A 21,460-nucleotide genomic window follows, 5' to 3' on the forward strand; every position below is an offset into this window, starting at 1 on the left:
CGCACCGGGCGCCGCGGCATGGCGGGGTCAGTGGAACAGCACGACGGCCTTTTGCAGCGTGATCCAGATGCCCCAGGCCAGGGGAATGCCGACGCAGGCCCACGCAAAGGCGATCAGCGCGGGCGGGGTGCGGAAGTTCGACCTGCCCACGCCGTGGGTTTCGGCGGCCACGGCGCGCTCGTGCGCCAGCGCCTTTTCCTTGGCCAGTTCCTCGTCGGTCATGAAGTACTTGGCGTTGACCGGGCGGATGGCAAGGTTGCACAGGAAGCCCACGACCAGCATGCCGGCCAGGATGTACATCGTGATGTCATACACCTGGGCGCGCGGCACGCCGATGGACAGCTGGTATTCGCGGATGTAGTTGACGAGAACCGGCCCGAAGATGCCCGCCGCGGACCACGCGGTCAGCAACCGGCCGTGGATGGCGCCGACCATCTGGGTGCCGAAGAGGTCGGCCAGGTAGGCGGGCACCGTGGCAAAGCCGCCGCCGTACATCGACAGGATCACGCAGAACGCGGCCACAAAGAGCGCCAGCGCGCCCATGTGCGCGGTCCACGGAATGGCGGCGTACAGGACGAAGCCCAGGACAAAGAAAACGAAGTACGTCATCTTGCGGCCCAGCTTGTCGGACAGGCTGGCCCAGAAGAAGCGGCCGCCGATGTTGAACAGGCTGAGCAGGCCGGTAAAGCCGGCGGCAATCGCGGCGATGGCCGCGAGCTGGTCCTTGTCGAGTTGCCCGAAGCCCAGTTCGGGTTTGTCGATCAGGCCGCCGCCAAACACTTCCTGCAGCAGCGGCGAAGCCATCCCCAGGATGCCGATGCCCGCCGTGACGTTCAGGCACAGCGCCCACCACACCAGCCAGAACTGCGGCACGCCCCAGACGCGCTTCACGTGAACGTGGCGCTGCGTGATCATGACGTTGTTGACCTGCTTGGCGGGCGGCGTCCAGCCGGCGGGCTTCCAGCCGGTGGGCGGCACGCGGTAGCCCAGCGCGCCGGACATCATGAAGATGAAGTACACCAGCGCCATGGTCAGGAAGGTCTGCCAGACGCCCGGCGAGGTCGGCGTGGCAAAGTGGCGCATCAGCATGTCGGCCAGCGGCGCGCCGATCATGGCGCCGCCGCCAAAGCCCATGATGGCCATGCCCGTTGCCATGCCGCGGCGGTCCGGAAACCACTTGATCAGCGTGCTCACCGGCGAGATATACCCCAGTCCCAGCCCGATCCCGCCGATGACGCCAGAGCCCAGCCACAGCATCCACATCTGGTGCAGGTAGATGCCGATGGCCGAGATGACCAGGCCGCCGCACCAGCACAGCGCCGACACCACGCCGGCCTTGCGCGGGCCGGCCCGTTCCAGCCAGCCGCCCCACAAGGCGGCCGAACACCCCAGCAGCACGAAGAACAGGGTGTACATCCACCCCATGGTCGAGATCTTCCAGTCGCAGCTCGTGGTGAACAGTTCGGCCACGAGGCTCATGTCGGGCGGGCAGGCCAGCGGCTTGGCCCCGCCCACCACCTTGGACAGCGGCAGCCAGAATACCGAAAAGCCGTAGGCCATGCCGATGCAGAGGTGAATGGCCAGCGCGGCGGGGGGCACCAGCCAGCGCGAGAAGCCCGGTCCCGCGATGGTGCGTTCTTTGTCGAAAAATCCCGGCCGGGAACCCGGCAGGTCCAGGGTGGCGCTACTTTCCATGATGTCTCCTCAGGGGTGCGGCTTTATAGCGTGCGTGGGCCGGAAGTGCCCGGTCCCGCCGCCTCTTTTATGGATCTGTTGCTGTCCTGCCACTGCGGGTGGTCCGCCGCGCGGGCGGTCCGGGTGCGCTATGCGACGCGCGCGCGCGGCGTCAGGCGCTCGCGATGCTGGGTGACGGCCTGCAGCACCAGCGGATGCAGCTGTTCCTCGCCGGCGTCGCCGTCCGGGCTGCGCGCCAGGAAATCCAGCAGTTCGGTGCGCATGCGCGGTTCCCAGAATTTCTGGATGTGGTTGGTGACGCCTTCCAGCGCCTCGGGCCGGTCCGGCATGGCGTCGAAGAACTGGCCGATGCGGTTGGCCATGCGGATCAGGTTGACGATTTCCATTGCTGTCTTGCGTCCGGTTCAGGTAAGGATGCGTTCGGGGTGGGTGTAGATGGCGGCGTCGCCATCGCGCGTGAAGCCCAGCAGGGTGACGTTGGCGTCGGTGGCCAGACGGATTGCCAGCGCGGTGGGCGCGGATACCGAAGCCAACACCGCAACGCCGGCCGCGGCCGTCTTCTGCACCATCTCGAAGCTGGCGCGGCTGGACACCACGACGATGCCGTCGGCGCCGTTGACCGCCTGGCGCGCCAGCGCGCCGGCCAGCTTGTCCAGCGCGTTGTGGCGGCCCACGTCTTCGCGGACCAGCGCCACGGCGCCGTCGGCGCCGGCCCAGCCCGCGGCGTGCGTGGCGCCCGTGATGTCGTGCAGCGTCTGGCGCGCGCGCATGTCGCGCATGGCGGCCAGCACCGACTTGATGCGCACCGGCGCCCCATTGGCGACCGGCGCCACGGGCCGCAGCACCTCGGGCAGGGTTTCCACGCCGCACAGGCCGCAACCCGTGCGCCCGGCCATGGCGCGGCGCCGCGTCTTCAGGCGCATTTCACAGGCGGACGAGATCTCCAGCTGCACGACGATGCCGCCGCACTGCGGCAGCAGATCGATGCCGCGCACGTCGCTCACGCTGCCGATGATGCCTTCGGACAGCGAGAACCCGACGGCAAAGTCCTCCAGGTCCGCGGGCGTGGCCAGCATGGTGGCGTGACTGATGCCGTTGAATTCCAGCGCCACCGGCGTTTCCTCGGCCACGTAATCGGTCTCGGCGTCTGGGGCGATGACCCCCGAGCGCACGCGGATGACCTGGGTCGGCGTGCAGTCGGGGCGGGCGGTGGTCGGCGTAGGCATGGGATCCCTGGCTGGCTGTCGGTTACTTCCCGGTCAGCGCCGCCTCGCTCTCGCGCGAGCGTTCGCGCAGGAGCTTTTGCTGGATGTCCGCAAATCGCGACCATTGCCGCTGCCATTCCGACGGTTGCGACACGCGCGTCACCTGCACGGCCGTGACCTTGTATTCGGGGCAGTTGGTCGCCCAGTCGGAGCTGTCGGTGGTGACGACGTTGGCGCCGGACTCGGGAAAGTGGAACGTGGTGTATACCACGCCCGGCTGCACGCGGTCGGTCAGCGTGGCGCGCAGCACGGTCTCCCCGGCGCGGCTCTGGATGCCCACCCAGTCGCCTTCGGCCACGCCGCGGTCCTCGGCGTCCTGCGGATGGATTTCCAGCACGTCCTCGCCATGCCACATCACGTTGGGCGTGCGGCGGGTCTGCGCGCCCACGTTGTATTGCGACAGGATGCGGCCCGTGGTCAAGAGCAGCGGGAAGCGGCGCGTGCTGCGCTCGTCGGTGGGCACGTACTTGGTGATCATGAAGCGGCCCTTGCCGCGCACGAACTGGTCGATGTGCATGATCGGCGTGCCTTCCGGCGCGTCGTCGTTGCACGGCCATTGCAGGCTGCCCAGCTTGTCCAGCTTGTCGTACGTGACGCCGGCAAACGTGGGCGTCAGCCGCGCGATCTCTTCCATGATTTCGCGCGGGTGCTTGTAGTTCATCGGGTAGCCCAGCGCGTTGGAGAGCGCCACCGTCACTTCCCAATCGGACTTGCCGTTCTTGGGTTCCATCACCTTGCGCACGCGCGAGATGCGGCGCTCGGCGTTGGTGAAGGTGCCGTCCTTTTCCAGGAACGAGGAACCCGGCAGGAACACGTGCGCATACTTGGCGGTCTCGTTCAGGAACAGGTCCTGCACGACGATGCACTCCATGGCCGCCAGCGATGCCGCCACGTGCTGCGTGTTGGGATCGGACTGCACGATGTCTTCGCCCTGGCAGTACAGACCCTTGAAGGAGCCGCCCAGTGCGGCTTCGAACATGTTGGGGATGCGCAGGCCCGGTTCGGGCTGCAGCGTGACGCCCCAGTCCTTTTCAAACTGCGCGCGCACGGCGTTGTCCGAGATGTGGCGGTAGCCGGGCAGTTCGTGCGGGAACGAGCCCATGTCGCACGATCCCTGCACGTTGTTCTGGCCGCGCAGCGGATTCACGCCCACGCCTTCGCGGCCGATATTGCCGGTGGCCATCGCCAGGTTGGCAATGGCCATGACGGTGGTCGAGCCCTGGCTGTGCTCGGTGACGCCCAGGCCGTAGTAGATGGAGCCGTTGCCGCCGGTGGCAAACAGACGCGCCGCGCCGCGCACCGCTTGCGCGGGCACGCCGGTGATTTCTTCCATGGCTTCCGGCGAGTTCTCGGGCAGCGAGACGAAGTCGCGCCATTCCTTGAAGGCCTTTTCTTCGCAGCGCTCGGCCACGAAGTCCTCGGCGATCAGGCCCTCGGTGGCGATGACATGCGCCAGCGAGGACAGCAGCGCCGTGTTGGTTCCCGGCCGCACCTGAAGGTGAAAGTCGGCCTTGATGTGCGGCGAGCTGACCAGTTCGATGCGGCGCGGATCGATGACGATGAGCCGTGCGCCTTCGCGCAGCCGGCGCTTCAAGCGCGAAGCGAAGACGGGATGGCCGCTGCTGGGGTTGGCCCCCATCACGATGACCACGTCGGTGTGCATGACGGAGTCAAACGTCTGCGTGCCGGCCGATTCGCCCAGTGTCTGCTTCAGTCCGTAGCCGGTGGGCGAATGGCACACGCGCGCGCAGGTGTCGACGTTGTTGGTGCCGAAGGCGGCGCGCACCAATTTCTGCACCAGCCAGGTTTCCTCGTTGGTGCAGCGCGAGGACGTGATGCCGCCGACCGCATCGCGTCCGTACTGGCCCTGGATGCGGCGGAATTCGGAGGCCGCATAGTTGATCGCCTCGTCCCAGGACACTTCCTTCCAGGAATCGGTGATGTGCTTGCGGATCATGGGCTTGAGCACGCGTTCCTTGTGCGTGGCGTAGCCCCAGGCAAAACGGCCCTTCACGCAGGAATGGCCGCGATTGGCCTGGCCGTCCTTCCACGGCACCATGCGCACCACTTCCTGGCCCTTCATTTCGGCCTTGAAGCCGCAACCCACGCCGCAGTAGGCGCAGGTCGTCACGACCGAGTGTTCGGCCTGGCCCATCATGATGACGGTCTTTTCCTGCAGGGTGGAGGTGGGGCAGGCCTGCACGCAGGCGCCGCAGGATACGCATTCGCTATCCAGGAACGGCTGGTCCTGGCCGGCCGATACGTGCGAGTCGAAACCCTTGCCCGAGATCGTCAGCGCGAACGTGCCCTGGGTTTCCTCGCAGGCGCGCACGCAGCGGTTGCAGACGATGCACTTGGATGCGTCGAACGTGAAGTAGGGGTTGGACTCGTCCTTTTCGGCCTTGAGATGGTTGGCGCCGTCCTGGCCATAGCGCACGTTGCGCAGGCCCACGACGCCGGCCATGTCCTGCAGCTCGCAATCGCCATTGGCCGGGCAGGTCAGGCAATCGAGCGGATGGTCCGAGATGTATAGCTCCATCACGCCGCGGCGCAGGTCGTGCAGCTTTGGCGTTTCGGTAAAGACGACCATGCCGTTCTCGGCGGGCGTCGTACAGGACGCGGGATAGCCGCGGCGGCCTTCGATCTGCACGAGGCACAGGCGGCACGATCCGAACGGTTCGAGGCTGTCGGTGGCGCAGAGCTTGGGGATGTTGATGCCGGCGTCCGCGGCCGCGCGCATCAGGGACGTGCCTTCGGGAACGGTGACTTCCTGGCCGTCGATGGTCAGGGTGACGGTCTTTTCGGACACGCGCGCCGGCGTGCCCATGTCGCGATCGCGCTTGATGACGGTTTCTAGCATGGCGGTCTCGGGTTCAGGCCGCGTGGGCGGCAGACTGGGAGGACTCGATGCCGAAGTCCTGCGGAAAATGGTTCAGCGCGGACAGCACCGGGTAGGGCGCCATGCCCCCCAGCGCGCACAGCGAACCGCCAAGCATCGTGTCGCACAGGTCGCGCAGCAGATGCACCTGCTGTTCGCGCTGTTCGCGGCTCTGGCTGCCGGCCGCGATCTTGTCGATGGTTTCCATGCCGCGCGTGGAGCCGATACGGCATGGCGTGCACTTGCCACAGGACTCGATGGCGCAGAACTCCATCGCGTAACGCGCCATGCGCGCCATGTCCACGGTGTCGTCGAAGGCGACGAGGCCGCCGTGGCCGATCATGGCCGAGATCTGGATGTAGGCTTCGTAGTCCAGCGGCACGTCCCATTGCGACTCGGGCAGGTAGGCGCCCAGCGGACCGCCCACCTGCACCGCGCGCAGCGGCCGGCCGGACGCGCTGCCGCCGCCGAATTCGTAGAGCAGGTCGCGCAGGCTGAGCCCAAAGGCCTTTTCCACCAGCCCGCCTTGCTTGAGGTTACCGGCCAGCTGGAAGGGCAGCGTGCCGTGCGAACGGCCCACGCCGTAGTCGCGGTAATACGCCGCGCCCTTGGCCAGGATGATCGGCACGGTGGCCAGCGAGATGACGTTGTTGATGACGGTCGGTTTGCCGAACAGGCCCGAGATGGCCGGCAGGGGCGGCTTGGCGCGCACCACGCCGCGCTTGCCCTCCAGGCTTTCCAGCAGCGAGGTTTCTTCGCCGCAGATGTAGGCGCCCGCGCCCTTGCGCACTTCCAGGTCGAAGCGGCGGCCGCTGCCGTGCACGTCGTCGCCCAGCCAGCCGACGCTGCGGGCGCGCGCGATGGCGGCTTCAAGCGTGGCGATTGCGTGGGGGTATTCGGAGCGGACGTAGATGTAGCCGTAGGTCGCGCCGACCGCCAGGCCTGCAATCGTCATGCCTTCGATCAGGACGTACGGGTCGCCTTCCATCAGCAGGCGGTCGGCAAAGGTGCCGGAGTCGCCTTCGTCGGCGTTGCAGACGATGTATTTGGTGTCGCCGGGCGTGCCCGCCACGGTCTTCCATTTGATGCCGGTGGGAAACGCCGCGCCGCCGCGGCCGCGCAGGCCGGATTGCACCATTTCGTCGACGATCTGCGCCGGCGCCATGGCCAGCGCGCGCTTCAAGCCTTGCAACCCGCCATGCGCGGCGTAGTCCTGCAGGGACAGCGGATCGATCACGCCAACGCGGGCGAAGGTCAGGCGCTCCTGGTGCTTGAGGTAGGGTATTTCCTCGGTCAGGCCCAGGCGCAACGCGTGTTCGCCGCCCGTCAGCCAGCCGGCGTCGAACAGCGAGGCCACGTCTTCCGGCTGCACGGGCCCATAGGCGATGCGGCCTTGCGGCGTGGCGATTTCAACCAGGGGTTCCAGCCACAGCAGGCCGCGCGAACCATTGCGTACCACTTGCACGGACAGGCCGCGCTGATCGGCCATGCGCTCGATGTCGCGGGCAACGGTATCGGCGTCCATGGCCAGCGCCGCAGCGTCGCGCGGCACGTAGATGACGACGGGGGCGCTCATGGCGTGTCCTCCAGCGTGCGGGCCAGCAGGCGGTCCAGCTTGGCTTCGGTAACGCGGGCGTGGGGCTGGCCGTCGATCATGACGGCGGGCGACTGCGCGCACAGGCCCAGGCAATACACGGGTTCCAGCGTGAAGTTGCCGTCCGGGGTGCTGGCGTGGAAATCACAGCCCAGCGCGGCGCGCGCATGGGCGGCCAGGCGTTCGCCGCCCATGGATTGGCAGGCTTCCGCCCGGCAGACCTCCAGCGTGTGGCGCGCGGCCGGCTCGGTGCGAAAGTGGGGGTAGAACGTGATGACGCCGTGGACTTCGGCGCGCGAGAGGTTCAGGGCCTCGGCGATGGTCTGCACCGCCTCGGCCGGAATACAGCCCAGTTCGTGCTGCACCGCATGCAGCACCGGCAGCAGCGGGCCAGGCTGGTCTTTCAGCCGGGCAAGGATGCGGGCCGTGGCCGCGATGGCCGGGGTGGTGGATGCCTGGGCGGCGTCCAGGGCCAGCTTGCCGCCCCGGGCGCCACCGCTGGATGCCAGATCGGATTTTGCGTCGCGCAGGTGCACGTCGGTCTCCTCCTGTGTTGCGTGACCCCATCAAGGGGGCTTGTGCCGGTCTGGACCTGTCAGCAGATAATATGTTTAAAAAAACATATTAATTGCCCGTCCGCCGCGTTATTTGTGTACTCTAACGAGGTACTTGAACGCCTTCAATAAGAAATAAATGACATATAAGTTCCGAATCGGCCTGCGGCCGCAATGGACATTGGGCGGAGACGACGAGGCGACGCCCGTGCCGTTGCAGGACATGCTTGCGCTCCTGGCGGCCATCGACGCCACCGGCAACATCGCGGGCGCCTGCCGCGCCTGCGGCCTGTCCTACCGGCACGCTTGGGGCGTGTTGCGGCGCTTCGAGTCCAACTTCGGCACGCAACTGCTCATCACCAACCGCCGCCAGGGCACGCAGTTGTCGCCCTTTGCGCAGCGGCTCTTATGGGCCAACCGCCGCATCGAGGCGCGGCTGATGCCCACGCTGGACAGCATGGCCTCCGAATTGCAGGAAGAGCTTGAACGCTTGCTGCCCGAAAGCGGCCCGCACCTGCGCCTGCACGCCAGCCACGGTTTTGCCGTGGAATCCCTGATGCAGCACATGGGCAACCGCACCCCCGGCCTGGAACTGCGCTATCGCACCGCAATCGAGGCCCTGGCGTCGCTGGAGCGGCACGAATGCGACCTCGCGGGCTTTCAGGTGCCGCTGGGCGATTTCGAATCCCCCATCATGGAACGCTATGCGCAGTGGCTCAACGCCGACGAATACATGCTCATCCATCTGGCCGTGCGCAATACGGGGTTGTTCGTCACGGCCGGCAACCCCAAGCAGATCCGCGGCATGGCGGACCTGGCGCGCAGCGACGTGCGCTTCGTGAACCGGCAGATCGGCTCCAGCACGCGTTATCTGGTCGGCCTGATGTTGCAGCGCGCCGGCGTGTCCATCGGCGAAGTGCAGGGCTACGAAACCAACGAATTCACCCACATGGCGATCGCGGCGCACATTGCCAGCGGCATGGCGGACACAGGGGTCGGCGTGGAGACGGCGGCCTGCCGTTTCGGCCTGGACTTCATTCCGCTGGTGCGCGAGCGCTACTTCTTTGCCATCCGCAAGGCGTCGCTGGACACGCCGGCCATGCAGGACCTGCTGTCCATCATGCGCGGCCCGGACTATGTCGGTTACGTGGGCCAGCTTGTCGGCTACGACGCCCGCGACACCGGCCGGCTGCAGACCCTGGAAGAGGCCTTTCCGCGAGAACGCGCACCGCGATCCGCCGGGATATGATGTGCCAATGAGCAAAGTGATAATCCTTGCCGATCACCGGAGTTCGCCACGGGCTTCCCTCGCGTCCGGCGAACTTCCGCCGCACGGGCAGCCCGCGCTGGACCAGCGCGCGCGTCCGCTGCGCGACCTGCGCATTTCCGTCACTGACCGCTGCAACTTCCGCTGCACCTATTGCATGCCGCGCGAGGTCTTTGACAGCAGCTACAGCTTCATGCCGCATTCGGCGCTGCTGTCCTTCGAAGAAATCAGCCGGCTGGCCGGCATCTTCACGCAGTTGGGCGTCGAAAAGATCCGCCTGACCGGCGGCGAGCCGCTGCTGCGCAAGCACATCGAAAACCTGGTCGGCATGCTGGCCGAACTGCGCACGCCGCAGGGCCGTCCGCTGGACCTCACCCTCACCACCAACGGCAGCGTCCTCGCGCGCAAGGCCGCCGCGCTGAAAAGCGCCGGGCTCACGCGCGTGACGGTCAGCCTGGACGCGCTGGACGCCGCCATGTTCCAGGGCATGAGCGACAGCGGCTTCACGCCGGACGACGTGCTGCGCGGCATTGACGCCGCGGCGGACGCGGGCCTGGCGCCCGTCAAGGTCAACATGGTGGTGCGCAAGGGACTGAACGACGGGCAGATCCTGCCCATGGCCGAACGCTTCCGCCACAGCGGCCACGTCCTGCGCTTCATCGAATACATGGACGTGGGCAACAGCAACGGCTGGAATCTCGCCGAAGTGGTGCCATCGTGCGAAGTGCTGGATCGCATCGGCGCCGTGTATCCGCTGGAACCCGTGGAATCGGTCGAAATGGGGCGCGTCGCCGAACGCTGGCGCTACGTGGACGGCGGCGGCGAGATCGGCGTCATCTCCAGCGTCACGCACGCCTTCTGCGGCGGCTGTACGCGGGCGCGCCTGTCGCCCGAAGGCAAGCTCTACCTGTGCCTCTTCGCCCACGAAGGCCACGACCTGCGCGCGCCGCTACGCGATGGCGCGACGGACGAGGAACTGGCGCGCATCCTGGCCGGCATCTGGTCTGCGCGCGGCGACAACTATTCCGAACTGCGCGGCCAGAACATGGCGGACCCATCGCGCAAGATCGAGATGAGCTACATCGGTGGCTGAATTTCAACGCGACGGGCTGGCCGGCCTGATCCTTGCCGGCGGGCAGGGTTCCCGCCTGAATCATCAGGACAAGGGACTGGTCGCGCTGCACGGCGAACCCATGGTCGCGCACATCGCGCGCCGGCTTGCGCCGCAGGTCGGCCGCCTTATCATCAGCGCCAACCGGCACCCGGAACGTTACGCGCAGTATGGCGACGTCGTTGCCGATGGCGAACGCGAACTGGGCGCCTGGCAGGGTCCGCTGGTGGGTATCGCGACGGCGTTGCAGGCGCTGCAGGCGTCGGCTGCTGCGCCGCCCGAACCCGCCGCGCAGTGGTTGGTGGTGGTGCCCTGCGATACGCCCTTCCTGCCGGAAGATCTGGCCGCGCGCCTGATCGGCGCGGCTGCCGCGGCCGATGCGCCGCTGGCCTATGCCGCGGCCCACGGCCAGCGCCATTCGGCCTGCATGGCGCTGCGCACGTCGTTGCTGCCGAACCTGCGGGAATATCTGCGGTCGGGCGACCGCAAGGTGGGTCTCTGGCAGGCGAGGGCGGGCGCGGTCGAAGCGGTGTTCGACGATTGCCCGCCGCATGCCTTCATGAACGTCAACACGCCAGAAGACCTGGCGCTGGCCGAGCGCTACGCCAGCCAGTGACGCAGGTCGTAATACGCGACCGTGTCCCTGTCCTGCACCAGCACGTCGGCCGGCAGGCGCGCCAAGCCGGTGGACCACGGCAATGAACTGATCACGCCCGATCCCTGATGGCCGTACGGCACGAGTTCGCTGCCGCCTTCGTCGGCCACGCGGCATTGCACCCGCAGGAATTCCTCGCGGCTGTCCTGGCGCGGCTGCGCGGTGCGCAGCGGCAACTGGCTGACCGGCGGGAAGATCTCTTCGCGGCCCTGCATGCGGCGCATCAGCGGCGTCACCAGCGTGGCGAACACGGCATAGGCCGACACCGGATTGCCAGGCAGGCTGACCACCGGCTTGCCGCCGATCTGCGCCAGGGCCACCGGCTTGCCGGGTTTCATGCGCACCTTCCACAACGACAGTTCGCCGCCCAGCGCGGCCAGCGCCGGTTTGACGAGGTCACGCTCGCCCACCGACACACCGCCCACGCTCAGCACGAGATCGCAATCGGCCAGCAGGGTCTTGAAGGCGTCCAGCAGATCGGCTTCGGTATCGCGGGCGTGCAGCACGTGAACGGGCAGGGCGCCCATGCCGCGCACCATCGCGGCCAGCATCGGCCCGTTGGAGTTGTAGATCTGTTCCGTGGCGCGCGGCTGGCCCGGCAGGACGAGCTCGTCGCCCGTGGTCAGGATGCCGACGCGAAGCTGGCCGTAGACGGGAATCGTCGCCATGCCTTGCGAGGCCAGGAGCGCGACGTGCGCGGCCTGCAGCAGCGTGCCCGCCGGCAGCAGCGCGGCGCCCGCCATCGTGTCTTCGCCGCGGCGGCGAATGTGCTGGCCCAGCCGGGGTTCGCGCGAAATCTGGACGTGGTTGTCGGTTTCGGTGGTGTCTTCCTGCATGACGACCACATCGGCGCCCGCCGGGATCACGCTGCCCGTGAAGAGGCGAATGGCGTGGCCGGGTTTTAAGGGTTCGGGCACGTCGCCCGCGTAGCAGCGCTGCTGGATCGGCAGGCGCGCTTGCGGGTTCCAGTCGGCCAGGCGCAGGGCATAGCCGTCCATGGCGCTGTTGTCGGCCGGTGGAATGTCCACGGTGGCGTCAAGGTGCGTGGCCAGAACGCGGCCGCTGGCCTGCGTCAGGTCGACGTGTTCGGTGCGTTGAAGGGGGGCGGCGGCGTTGGCCAGCAGGGTCTGGGCTTGATCGAAATCCAGCATGGGTCAGGCTTCTTGTTCGCGTTTCGATAACTGCGAGGCGAAATTGCAGGGGCCGTGGCCGCTGTCGAGCTGCTCTCGCAGAATCTTGGTCCAGGCGGTCTCGCACGCGTTGTTCGAGCCCGGCAGGCAGAAGATCAGGGTCTGGTTGGCCGACCCCGCGAACGCGCGCGACTGGATCGTGGAGCTGCCGATCTCGGTGTAGGAAATCTGGCGGAAGAGTTCGCCGAAGCCCGGAATCTCGCGATCCAGCAGCGGCAGGATGGCCTGCGGCGTGTGGTCGCGATGCGAGAAGCCCGTGCCGCCGGTGGTCAGGATGACCTGCACCTCGGGGTCGGCGATCCAGTCGCTGATGACGCGGCGGATCTGGTAGATGTCGTCGCGCACGATGTCGCGGCGCACGCACTGATGGCCGGCATGCGCCAGGCTGTGCGCCAGCAGATTGCCGGACGTGTCGTCACCTGCGCTGCGGGTGTCGCTGATGGTCAGTACGCCGCAGCCCAGCGGGACCGGGGTGGCTTCGCTCATGGATTCTCCTTGTTGTCGGCAGTGTCTTCATCCCAGGCGTCCGTGCGGTCCTGGTCGGATTGGCGCTGTTCCACCCAGAAGCTGTCGCCGCCGGCGAGGGTCTCGCGCTTCCAGAAGGGCGCGCGCGTCTTGAGCGCGTCGATGATGTATTCGCAGCCGCGGAAGGCGTCGCCGCGATGGGCGCTGGCCGCCGCCACGAAGACGATCTGCGCGTTGCGGTGCAGCGCGCCCACGCGGTGCACAATGACCGTGCCTGCCAGATTCCAGCGCGCGCGGGCCGTGGCGGCGATTTCTTCGAGCTCGCGCTCGCACATGCCCGGATAGTGTTCGAGAAAAAGCGTGTCGGTGGGGGTATCGGGCGCGTAGTCGCGCACGTAGCCCACGAACGTCACGATGCCGCCCACGCCGGGGCCGGCGGATTCCCGCAGCGCGGCGGTCAGCGCCGCGCCGTCGAAGTCGGCTTCCTGGACGCGGATCATGGCGTCAGCCTCCGGTGACCGGTTCGAACACCGCGACCTCGTCGCCCGCGCGGATCGGGGCGGTGGGCTTGGCGTGCGTCTGGTTGATGGCCAGCTTCAGGCGCGTGGCCGGTTCCAGTTGGGGATAGCGTTCGCCCAGTGCGGCCAGCAATTGCGCGCCCGTGGATTCGCCCGCGAGGGGCCAGGTTTCGGTGCGCTTGCCGACCAGTTCGGCAACGCGCGCGAAGTACAGCAGATTAATCGTTGCGCCATTCACCGCTTTTACCTCCCGCCTTGTACTTGAGGCGAACTTGTTCGATCACGATGCCTTTGTCGGCAGCCTTGCACATGTCGTAGATGGTCAGCGCGGCCACGCTGCACGCCATCATGGCTTCCATTTCGACGCCCGTCTTGTAGCTGGTGCGGCAGGTGGCCAGGATGTCGATGCGATGCTCGGCGTCGTTCAAGGCGAATTCCACGCCGACGAACGCGAGCGGCAGGCTGTGGCACAGGGGAATCATGTCGGCGCAGCGCTTGGCGGCCAGGATCGCGGCCACGCGCGCCGTGTTGAGCACCTCTCCCTTGCCCTGGCCGGGTTGGGTCAAGAGGCCATAGGCGACGGCGTTCATGCGGATGCTGCCGGCGGCAACCGCCACGCGCTCGGTGTCCGTCTTGGCGATGACGTCGACCATGCGGACCTGGCCGGCTTCGTCCAGGTGACTCAAGGTGGGGGTGGTCTCGGACATGGAAATCGGGATCAAGAATTGTTAATGAATGAAAAGAGCGGGGCCGGGCTGGCCGGCGGGGTCCGCTGTTCCGCCTATGATAGACGAGCAGTTAAGGGGGCGCGATAATCGCGCCAGCAGTCAGAGGAAGGTTGGATCGCCTTCAATGTGTATCAGGAGACTTTCAATGCCCGTGCGGATGCCCAAGCTACGGTTCACCCGACGCGCCGGCAAGATTCTCCTGGGTATTGTGGCGTTCGTGCTGATTCTGTTTGGCGTGGCCACGTGGCAGGTGCCGAAAGTGCTGCACGGCGTGCTGACCGATGACGTCGCGAAGATGATCGGGCGCGACGTTTCCGTGGGCAAGATCACCTTCAATCCGTTCACGCTGACCGTCCGCGCGCAAGACCTGACCGTGGCGCAGCCTGGCTCGCAGACGCCGCTGTTGACCTTGGCGGAACTGGATGCCAGCGCGTCGTGGACATCGCTGTTCTGGTTCGCGCCGGTGGTCGACCGTCTGACGCTTCGGCAGCCTAACATCGCCATCGTCCGCGAAGACGTCCTGCGCTTCAATTTCTCTGACATAGAACAACGCGTGGCCGAATTGGCCGCCGCCAAGCCCCAAGAGCCGCCCAAGCCGGACGAAGGGTTGCCGCGCTTTTCGCTCAACAACATGGTGATCGAGGACGGCGCCATCACGCTGGACGACAAGGTCACCGGCCGCAAGCAGGTCGTGGACGAGTTCACCATCGGGGTGCCGTTCATCTCGACCTTCGGCTACGCCACCGACATCGACGTGCAGCCGCGCCTGCACCTGCGCATCAACGGCAGTCCCTTCGACCTGACCGGCGTGGCGCGGCCGTTCGACGTGGTCCCCTCGTCCACGCTGCGCGTGGCCTTCGACGGCCTGCAGCTCGAGAAGTGGGCCGACGTCTGGCCCATGCCGCTTCCCTTCAAGGTCGAGCGCGCGCTGCTCGACTCGAATCTGCAGGTCGTCTTCGAACAGCCCAAGGACGCGCCGCCCAAGATCCGCATCGTCGGCGACCTGGGGTTGCGCCGCCTGGACGTGCGCGACCCGTCCGGCGGCAATCTGGCCGCCTGGAGCGCATTGACCGTCAGCCGGCTGGAACTGGAGCCGATTGCGCGGCAGGTGTATATCGGCGAGATCGGCCTCTGGGCGCCGCAAATCCATGTGCGTCGTCACGCCAACGAACACCTGAACTGGCAGGACGTCGTCGCGGGTTTGAAGGCGCTGGGCGGCGTGGAGCCGACGGCCACGCCGGTGCGGGACGAGATGCGCAAGGCCAGCGGCCTGAAGCCGCTCTCCCCAAGCGGAGCGCAGGTTGCGCCGGGCGCGGCCGGCGCGCCTGCGCCGGTTCCTGCGCCGGTTCCTGCGCCGGCCGGTCAAGCGCCCGCCGCGCCGGCCGCTCAAGCGCCCACAACGCCCGCCGCGCCGGCCGCTCCAGCGCCCACAACGCCCGCCGCGCCGATCGCTCAAGCCCCGGCGCCGCGTTCAGACCAAGCAGCCACGGCGCCCGCCGGTCAAGCGTCCGCCACGCCGGCCCCCGGGCAACCCCCCGCGCCCGCCGAATGGAAGGTCGTGCTCGACGCCTTCAACCTGCATGAAGGCGAGGTCTACGTCACCGATGCGGTCAGCAAGCTGGACTATGTGATGACCGGCCTGGCCGCCACCGTCGAAGGCGTGGCGCTGCCGCAGCCGCCGGACCAGCCCATCAACCTGTGGCTGACCATGGACAACAGCACCGACGGCGGCTGGCTGCGCGCCAAGGGGCCGCTGGTCATCAAGCCGCTGTCGCTCGACATGAACGTGCGTCTGGGCAACATCGCGCTGGCGCCCTTGGCGCCGGCCGTGCGCAGCGCGGCGCCCATCACCCTGCTCGACGGCCGGCTGGGCGCCACCGCGCAACTGCACGTGCGCGAGAAGGGCGGCGCGATCGATGCGTCCGCCACCGCGGTGCAGGCCGACCTGACGCAGTTCAAGGCCCGCGACGAATCGCTCAAGCCGGTGCTGGACATCGCCATGCAGTCCCTTCGCATCACGGCCGACCGTCTAGCCCTGGGACCGGGCCCCAGCAACTTCACGGTGGCCGCAGCCGGCGTCCAGGGCGACGGCAAGCTGGACCTCAAAGGGGTCTTCACGCCGCAGCCGCTCACGCTCAAGACCGCGGTCGACCTGTCCAACCTGAACGTCGCCAGCTTCGCGCCGTACTTCGCCTCCAGCCTGAACGCCACCGTCCGCGCCGTCACGCTAAGCGCCAAGGGCAACGCCGAATTCACCGCCGCCGCCGGCAATGCGCCAATGAAGGCCGGCTGGAAGGGCGGCGTCGACATCACCGACCTGGACCTGCAGGACCGCGTCAACAAGGACGACTTTCTGAACTGGAAGCGCCTTGGCTTTACCGGCATGGACATCTCCGTGGCGGGCGACAAGATCGGCGCGCGGTTGGGCGATATCGCCCTGGAAGATTTCTACGGCCGCATCCTGCTCAACGCGCAGGGCCGGCTCAACGTCATGGATCTGGTGGCCGCGCCCGGGCAGGCCGGCGGCTCGATCACGCAAGACACCCAGACACCCGGCCGCAGCGCCGAGCCCTCGGCCGCGCCGCCCGCGGCCGCCGCGCCGGCCAAGGGCAGCGGCGCGGCCGCCATGCCGGACATTTCGGTCAACAGCGTCACGCTGACCCGCGGCCGCATGACCTTCACCGACCGTTTCGTCAAGCCGAACTACGTCGCTGAACTGTCCAGCATCGAGGGCGACATCACCGCCGTTTCGTCCACCAATCCCCAGCCCGCCAAGGTCAAGGTCACGGGCCGTGTCTACACGACCGCGCCGCTCTCGATCAGCGGCATCGTGCAACCTTTCGCCAAGTACCTGACGCTGGACCTGAAGGCCTCGGCCAAGGGCGTCGACCTGCCGCGCTTCAACACCTATTCGGCCAAGTACGTGGGCTATCCGATCAAGCGCGGCAAGCTGTCGGTCGACCTGGAATACAAGATCAAGAACCGGGCCTTGCAGGCGACCAATCACGTCGTGCTCAATCAGCTCACCTTCGGCGACAAGACCAACAGCCCGGACGCGACCAAACTGCCCGTGCTGCTGGCCGTTGCGCTGCTGAAGGACTCGCGCGGCAACATCGACATCAATCTGCCGATCTCCGGCTCGCTGGACGACCCCGAGTTCTCGGTCGGCGGCATCGTCGTGCGCGTGCTGATGAACCTGGTGGTCAAGGCGGTGACCTCGCCCTTCAGCCTGCTCGCGTCCGCGTTCGGCGGCGGCGAAGAGCTGTCCTATGTCGAATTTGCGCCGGGCAGCGCCGTGCTGACCGAAGATTCGCTCCAGCGCATCGAGACCCTTACCAAGGCGCTTGCCGACCGTCCGGCCCTGAAGATGGACATCAGCGGCCGCGCCGATCCCAAGACCGACACGGAAGGCCTGCGCCAGGCCTGGGTCGACGCCAAGATCCGCGCCGCCAAGGCCGCGGACGTCGCGCCGCGCGGCAAGAAGCCCGACCCCAAGGGCGTCGAGGTCTCCGGCGCGGAACGTGCCAAATACCTCGAAGCCGTCTACGATGACACCGACCTCAAGGACAAGCCGCGCAATTTCATCGGCATGGCCAAATCCATTCCGGCCGCGCAGATGGAAGCGATGCTGCGCGCGGCGGCCCCCGTCGGCGAGGATCAGCTGCGCCAATTGGCCGATGCCCGCGCGCAGGCGGTTTATGAGAAGTTGCAAGCCCAGGAAGGACTCGCGGATCGCGTGTTCATCGTCGCGCCGCAACTGGACGCCGATGGCATCAAGGACGAGGGGCAACCCTCGCGCGTGGACTTCTCCCTGAAGTGAACTCGGCAGGCCCCGGCAGGGACGCGAGGCGCGTCCCGCCGTGCCCGTCTTTTACCCGGAGATTGTTCGATGAAAGACCAGGACGCGCACTTCGACAGCCTGCTCCCGCCCTTGCGGCTGGACCGCCGAGGCTTTCTCGCCACCACCGCGGCGGCGGGATTCTCGCTGGCGGCAGGTCCGGTGGCGGCACAGACTGCAATCGCCACGGACGCCAAGGGCCTCGTGGCCGGCAAGGTCGAGATCCCCACTTCGGATGGCAAGATCCCCGCTTACCGCGCCGCGCCGGAAGGCAAGAAGAACCTGCCCACGATCCTGGTCGTCCAGGAAATCTTCGGCGTGCACGAATACATCCAGGACGTCTGCCGGCGCCTGGCGCACCTGGGCTACCTCGCCATCGCGCCGGAACTCTACGTGCGCCAGGGCGACCCGTCCAAGTACACCGAAATCCCCAAACTGCAGGCCGAAGTCGTCAGCAAGGTCCCGGATAAACAGGTCACCGCCGACCTGGACGCCACCGCCGCCTGGGCGGCGGCGCATGGCGGCAACCCGGACCGCCTGGGCATCGTCGGCTTTTGCTGGGGCGGCCGCCAGGTCTGGCTCTACGCCGCCCACAACGCCAAACTCAAGGCCGGCGCCGCCTGGTACGGCCAACTGGCGGGCGACCCCTCCGAACTCAAGCCCAAGTCTGCCCTGGCCATCGTCAACGACCTGAAGGCCCCCGTCCTGGGCGCCTACGGCGGCAAAGACGCCGGCATCTCGCAAACCGACGTCGACCGCATGCGCGTCGAACTGGCCAAGGGCTCCGCCGCCGCCAAGGCCTCGCGCATCGACATCTACCCCGAAGCCGGCCACGCCTTCCACGCCGACTACCGCCCGTCGTACCGCAAGGCAGAAGCGGAGCAGGCGTGGACGCGGATGCTGGATTGGTTCAAGCAGAACGGGTTGTAAGGGAAGGGCGGCGCGGGCTGAGCCCACGGGCTACCGCGCCTTCTCCCCGGGTAGCCCGTCGCTGACCTCTGCCAGCGCGCGCTTCATATCCTCGTACTTCATCACCCGTTCGCTCTGAAACCCGCCCAGCACGCCCCGGCAGCCATCGACGCCGGACCGCTTCATGTCTTCCATCATTGTCTTGCCCTCGGCCTGCCCCTTGGCAAACTCGGCGTCATACGCGCTGGCGGCAAATCCATACTCTTCGGCATAGCGCGTGAGATTCTTGCGCGCCGTGTCCTGGTGCTGCGCCAGGTCGGGTTCGGACGCGCCGCACGCGCGCGCGGCGCCGTTTGATGCGCCGGCGGCCACGACAAACGAATCGTATTGGGCCTGCTCGGCGGCGTCGGGGGCCGCCATCACGGGGGCGGCTGCCGCCAGGGTCAAGGTCAGGGCGGTCAGGAATCTGCGCATCGAAATCTCCCTGTAAGGCCCGATTCGCGGCGCAGTGCCTCTCATGGCCGCGGCGGGCGATGTCTTTACCACGGCATTATGGCAAGCGCGCGTTTCCTCTCCGTGAGGCTGCCGTGTGGAGTCGTTTCGAACTGTTCATCTTCTTTTCGTGCTTACGCCAAAGGCAGCAAGCCGGCCGCGCACGAACTATGATGGGGGCTGTGAGGCGATCCTGCCTCAATGCATTGCCCCCTTTCCTCCTGGAGATCTACATGACGATCAAAGTCGGCGACCGCGTGCCCGATGGCACGTTGACCGAATTCATCGAAACCGAAACCGCCGGCTGCTCGCTCGGCCCCAACGCGTTCCAGGTCGCCGACCTGACCCGCGGCAAGACCATCGCGCTGTTTGCCGTGCCGGGCGCCTTCACGCCCACCTGCTCGGCCAAGCACCTGCCGGGCTACGTCGAACAGGCCGCTGCCCTCAAGGCCAAGGGCATCGATGAGATCTGGTGCGTGTCCGTCAACGACGCCTTCGTCATGGGCGCCTGGGGCCGCGAACAGAAGACCGACGGCAAGGTCCGCATGCTGGCCGACGGCTCCGCGCTGTGGACCAAGGAACTCGGCCTCGAACTGGACCTGGTCCAGCGCGGCATGGGCGTGCGCTCGCAGCGCTACTCCGCCCTGATCGTCGACGGCGTCGTGAAGCAACTGAACGTGGAAGCGCCTGGCAAGTTCGAAGTCAGCGACGCGGCCACCATGCTCTCGCAAGCCTGATCCCCGCAGGTTCCTGTTTTACCGCCAGTGTTGCGGGCCGCCCCGGCGGCCCGCGGCGCTGAAAGCCAGCAGCGGTTGTCCACGCCATGCTCTCCACGATCTCATCGTTCTCGTCGCTTTATTTTGCGACCTTGCTGATGCTCATCGGCACGGGTCTGTTCAATACCTACATGGGTCTGCGCCTGACTGCGCAGTCCGTCAGCGAGGTGTGGATCGGCACCTTGATCGCCGGCTACTACCTGGGTCTTGTCTGCGGCGCGCGGCTGGGACACAAGCTCATCATCCGCGTCGGTCACATCCGCGCCTTCGTTGCCTGTGCGGCCATCGCCACCAGCATGATCCTGGCCCAGACGCTGGTCGATTCCATGCCGCTGTGGCTGGTGTTCCGCGTCATCTCCGGCATCGTGATGGTGACCGAGTTCATGGTGATCGAGAGCTGGCTCAATGAGCAGACCGAAAACCACCAGCGCGGCCGCGTGTTCTCCGTGTATATGGTCGTTTCCGGCCTGGGCACCGTGCTCGGCCAATTGGCGCTCACCGCCTACGCCACGCTCGACCTGCGTCCGCTCACCCTGGTTGCGATGTGCCTGGTGCTGTGCCTGGTGCCGCTCGCGGTCACGGCGCGCTCGCACCCGCCCACGCCGCTGCCTGCGCCGCTAGACGTGCGGTTCTTCATGCGGCGCGTGCCGCTGTCCATGACTGTCCTTTTCGTGGCGGGCAACCTGTCCGGCGCGTTCTATGGCCTGGCGGCGGTCTACGGAGCCAAGAACGGCCTGTCCACCTCGCAGGCTGCCGTCTTCGTTGCCGCCGCCGTCACGGCGGGCCTCTTGTCGCAATGGCCGATGGGCTGGCTGTCCGACCGCATCAATCGCGCCGGTCTCATCCGGTTCAACGCCTTGCTGCTGGTCCTGCTGCCCGCCGTCATGTGGGGCTGGATTGCGTTGCCGTTCTGGGCGCTGGTCGCCATGTCCTGCATCTTCGGCATACTGCAGTTCACGCTGTATCCACTGGGCGCGGCGTTTGCCAACGACCACGTGGAGTCCGAGCGCCGCGTCAGCCTGTCGGCGGTGCTGCTCATGACGTACGGCCTGGGCGCCTGCGTCGGGCCCATGATCGCCGGCTGGATGATGTCGCTGGGCGGCCCCGCCATGTATTACGTGTTCATCTCGGCTTGCGCCGTGATTCTGGTCTGGCAGGTGCGGCCAACGCGCGTCACGGGCGCGCACCAGGTCGACGAGGCGCCGACGCATTTCGTGCCGATGCCCGACACCCTGCAAAGCTCGCCGGCGGCGGCGGTGCTGGATCCGCGGGTGGATCCCGAGAACGACATCGCCATGGAAATGGTGCAGCCCGATCCGTCCGCGGCGCCGGCGCCGCCCGAGGCCGCAGCAGAATCCGCGCCGGCGGATCCGCCCGCTGCCGATACGCCGATGGGCGCCTTTGCAGACCCCGTCGCGGGGCCGGCCGCCGGGGAGAATGCCACGCAAGGTGCGGCAGGCGATTCAACCCCGGATGTCACCCCGGAGGCCGAGCCCGAACGCCAGCGGCGCACGGGCACCTGAAT

At 67.2% G+C, this 21,460-nt stretch carries 18 protein-coding genes and 1 pseudogene; 7 read left to right on the forward strand and 12 right to left on the reverse strand.

From position 1 onward, the window contains the following. Positions 1–27: 27 nt before the first annotated feature. The 6 genes from ASD87_RS21865 to ASD87_RS21890 all read right to left on the reverse strand — a co-directional run bounded on the left by ASD87_RS21865 (position 28) and on the right by ASD87_RS21890 (position 7,968). Complete coding sequence (locus ASD87_RS21865; protein WP_056326541.1) at positions 28–1,695, reverse strand: OFA family MFS transporter; 1,668 nt, start codon at positions 1,693–1,695, stop codon at positions 28–30. Positions 1,696–1,823: 128 nt separating this feature from the next. After that, positions 1,824–2,081: a formate dehydrogenase subunit delta gene (locus tag ASD87_RS21870; protein ID WP_056326544.1), complete on the reverse strand. Its 258-nt coding sequence runs from the start codon at positions 2,079–2,081 to the stop codon at positions 1,824–1,826. A gap of 18 nt (positions 2,082–2,099) precedes the next feature. Next, positions 2,100–2,921, reverse strand: coding sequence for a formate dehydrogenase accessory sulfurtransferase FdhD (fdhD, locus tag ASD87_RS21875; RefSeq protein WP_056326549.1), 822 nt, complete (start codon positions 2,919–2,921; stop codon positions 2,100–2,102). Positions 2,922–2,943: 22 nt separating this feature from the next. Continuing rightward, entirely contained in the window at positions 2,944–5,820 is a 2,877-nt protein-coding gene (fdhF, locus tag ASD87_RS21880) for a formate dehydrogenase subunit alpha (protein ID WP_056326553.1), read from the reverse strand. Positions 5,821–5,833: 13 nt separating this feature from the next. Further along, a complete protein-coding gene (locus ASD87_RS21885; RefSeq protein WP_056326556.1) occupies positions 5,834–7,414 on the reverse strand; it encodes an NADH-quinone oxidoreductase subunit NuoF in 1,581 nt (526 codons plus the stop codon). After that, positions 7,411–7,968 carry a formate dehydrogenase subunit gamma gene (locus tag ASD87_RS21890; RefSeq protein WP_056326560.1) on the reverse strand — a complete coding sequence of 186 codons (558 nt, stop codon included), beginning with the start codon at positions 7,966–7,968 and terminating at the stop codon, positions 7,411–7,413. Before ASD87_RS21890 ends, ASD87_RS21885 begins: the two co-directional genes overlap by 4 nt. A gap of 157 nt (positions 7,969–8,125) precedes the next feature. Between ASD87_RS21890 and ASD87_RS21895 the strand changes: the two genes are divergently transcribed. From ASD87_RS21895 to mobA, 3 genes are read left to right on the forward strand one after another with little or no spacing between them, the layout of a single operon-like run. After that, positions 8,126–9,235, forward strand: a complete 1,110-nt coding sequence (locus tag ASD87_RS21895; protein WP_056326563.1) for a substrate-binding domain-containing protein — start codon at positions 8,126–8,128, stop codon at positions 9,233–9,235. A 7-nt stretch (positions 9,236–9,242) separates the two neighbouring features. Further along, complete coding sequence (gene moaA, locus ASD87_RS21900) at positions 9,243–10,346, forward strand: GTP 3',8-cyclase MoaA (RefSeq protein WP_056326567.1); 1,104 nt, start codon at positions 9,243–9,245, stop codon at positions 10,344–10,346. Then, a complete protein-coding gene (gene mobA / locus ASD87_RS21905) occupies positions 10,339–10,980 on the forward strand; it encodes a molybdenum cofactor guanylyltransferase MobA (RefSeq protein ID WP_056326569.1) in 642 nt (213 codons plus the stop codon). The genes moaA and mobA overlap by 8 nt, the downstream gene beginning before the upstream one ends. Here the strand turns inward: mobA and glp are convergent. From glp to moaC, 5 genes are read right to left on the reverse strand one after another with little or no spacing between them, the layout of a single operon-like run. Beyond that, the gene (gene glp / locus ASD87_RS21910) at positions 10,965–12,170 is read right to left on the reverse strand and encodes a gephyrin-like molybdotransferase Glp (protein ID WP_056326572.1); all 1,206 of its coding nucleotides are present in this window, start codon (positions 12,168–12,170) and stop codon (positions 10,965–10,967) included. The two genes, mobA and glp, sit on opposite strands and share 16 nt — an antisense overlap. 3 nt (positions 12,171–12,173) lie before the next feature. Continuing rightward, a complete protein-coding gene (gene moaB / locus ASD87_RS21915; RefSeq protein WP_056326575.1) occupies positions 12,174–12,695 on the reverse strand; it encodes a molybdenum cofactor biosynthesis protein B in 522 nt (173 codons plus the stop codon). Then, the gene (locus ASD87_RS21920) at positions 12,692–13,174 is read right to left on the reverse strand and encodes a molybdenum cofactor biosynthesis protein MoaE (RefSeq protein WP_056326577.1); all 483 of its coding nucleotides are present in this window, start codon (positions 13,172–13,174) and stop codon (positions 12,692–12,694) included. The genes moaB and ASD87_RS21920 overlap by 4 nt, the downstream gene beginning before the upstream one ends. A 4-nt stretch (positions 13,175–13,178) precedes the next feature. Beyond that, entirely contained in the window at positions 13,179–13,430 is a 252-nt protein-coding gene (locus tag ASD87_RS21925) for a MoaD/ThiS family protein (protein WP_056326580.1), read from the reverse strand. Then, positions 13,411–13,899, reverse strand: a complete 489-nt coding sequence (gene moaC / locus ASD87_RS21930) for a cyclic pyranopterin monophosphate synthase MoaC (protein WP_056326583.1) — start codon at positions 13,897–13,899, stop codon at positions 13,411–13,413. Before moaC ends, ASD87_RS21925 begins: the two co-directional genes overlap by 20 nt. A 166-nt stretch (positions 13,900–14,065) precedes the next feature. On the opposite strand from moaC, the gene ASD87_RS21935 reads away from it, so the two are divergent. Together ASD87_RS21935 and ASD87_RS21940 are read left to right on the forward strand one after the other, a co-directional pair. Next, complete coding sequence (locus ASD87_RS21935) at positions 14,066–17,740, forward strand: DUF748 domain-containing protein (protein WP_056326586.1); 3,675 nt, start codon at positions 14,066–14,068, stop codon at positions 17,738–17,740. 69 nt (positions 17,741–17,809) lie between these two features. Beyond that, complete coding sequence (locus tag ASD87_RS21940; protein WP_056326589.1) at positions 17,810–18,688, forward strand: dienelactone hydrolase family protein; 879 nt, start codon at positions 17,810–17,812, stop codon at positions 18,686–18,688. A gap of 30 nt (positions 18,689–18,718) precedes the next feature. Here the strand turns inward: ASD87_RS21940 and ASD87_RS21945 are convergent, their stop codons facing one another. Further along, the gene (locus tag ASD87_RS21945; RefSeq protein ID WP_056326592.1) at positions 18,719–19,141 is read right to left on the reverse strand and encodes a hypothetical protein; all 423 of its coding nucleotides are present in this window, start codon (positions 19,139–19,141) and stop codon (positions 18,719–18,721) included. A gap of 251 nt (positions 19,142–19,392) precedes the next feature. Between ASD87_RS21945 and ASD87_RS21950 the strand changes: the two genes are divergently transcribed. Then, positions 19,393–19,896: a peroxiredoxin gene (locus ASD87_RS21950; protein WP_056326595.1), complete on the forward strand. Its 504-nt coding sequence runs from the start codon at positions 19,393–19,395 to the stop codon at positions 19,894–19,896. Between the two features lie 65 nt (positions 19,897–19,961). Beyond that, positions 19,962–21,458 (forward strand): annotated as a pseudogene (locus ASD87_RS21955) (MFS transporter); the annotation flags it as partial. Between the last annotated feature and the right edge of the window lie 2 nt (positions 21,459–21,460).

Origin of the sequence: Achromobacter sp. Root170 (assembly GCF_001428165.1) — a bacterium.
Lineage (GTDB): Bacteria > Pseudomonadota > Gammaproteobacteria > Burkholderiales > Burkholderiaceae_B > Achromobacter > Achromobacter mucicolens.

Coding starts and splice junctions, on each gene's coding strand:
- ASD87_RS21865 (WP_056326541.1), bottom strand. CDS start 1,695: ATGGAAAGTAGCGCCACCCTGGACCTGCCGGGTTCCCGGCCGGGATTT.
- ASD87_RS21870 (WP_056326544.1), bottom strand. CDS start 2,081: ATGGAAATCGTCAACCTGATCCGCATGGCCAACCGCATCGGCCAGTTC.
- fdhD (WP_056326549.1), bottom strand. CDS start 2,921: ATGCCTACGCCGACCACCGCCCGCCCCGACTGCACGCCGACCCAGGTC.
- fdhF (WP_056326553.1), bottom strand. CDS start 5,820: ATGCTAGAAACCGTCATCAAGCGCGATCGCGACATGGGCACGCCGGCG.
- ASD87_RS21885 (WP_056326556.1), bottom strand. CDS start 7,414: ATGAGCGCCCCCGTCGTCATCTACGTGCCGCGCGACGCTGCGGCGCTG.
- ASD87_RS21895 (WP_056326563.1), top strand. CDS start 8,126: ATGACATATAAGTTCCGAATCGGCCTGCGGCCGCAATGGACATTGGGC.
- moaA (WP_056326567.1), top strand. CDS start 9,243: ATGAGCAAAGTGATAATCCTTGCCGATCACCGGAGTTCGCCACGGGCT.
- glp (WP_056326572.1), bottom strand. CDS start 12,170: ATGCTGGATTTCGATCAAGCCCAGACCCTGCTGGCCAACGCCGCCGCC.
- moaB (WP_056326575.1), bottom strand. CDS start 12,695: ATGAGCGAAGCCACCCCGGTCCCGCTGGGCTGCGGCGTACTGACCATC.
- ASD87_RS21920 (WP_056326577.1), bottom strand. CDS start 13,174: ATGATCCGCGTCCAGGAAGCCGACTTCGACGGCGCGGCGCTGACCGCC.
- moaC (WP_056326583.1), bottom strand. CDS start 13,899: ATGTCCGAGACCACCCCCACCTTGAGTCACCTGGACGAAGCCGGCCAG.
- ASD87_RS21935 (WP_056326586.1), top strand. CDS start 14,066: ATGCCCGTGCGGATGCCCAAGCTACGGTTCACCCGACGCGCCGGCAAG.
- ASD87_RS21940 (WP_056326589.1), top strand. CDS start 17,810: ATGAAAGACCAGGACGCGCACTTCGACAGCCTGCTCCCGCCCTTGCGG.
- ASD87_RS21945 (WP_056326592.1), bottom strand. CDS start 19,141: ATGCGCAGATTCCTGACCGCCCTGACCTTGACCCTGGCGGCAGCCGCC.
- ASD87_RS21950 (WP_056326595.1), top strand. CDS start 19,393: ATGACGATCAAAGTCGGCGACCGCGTGCCCGATGGCACGTTGACCGAA.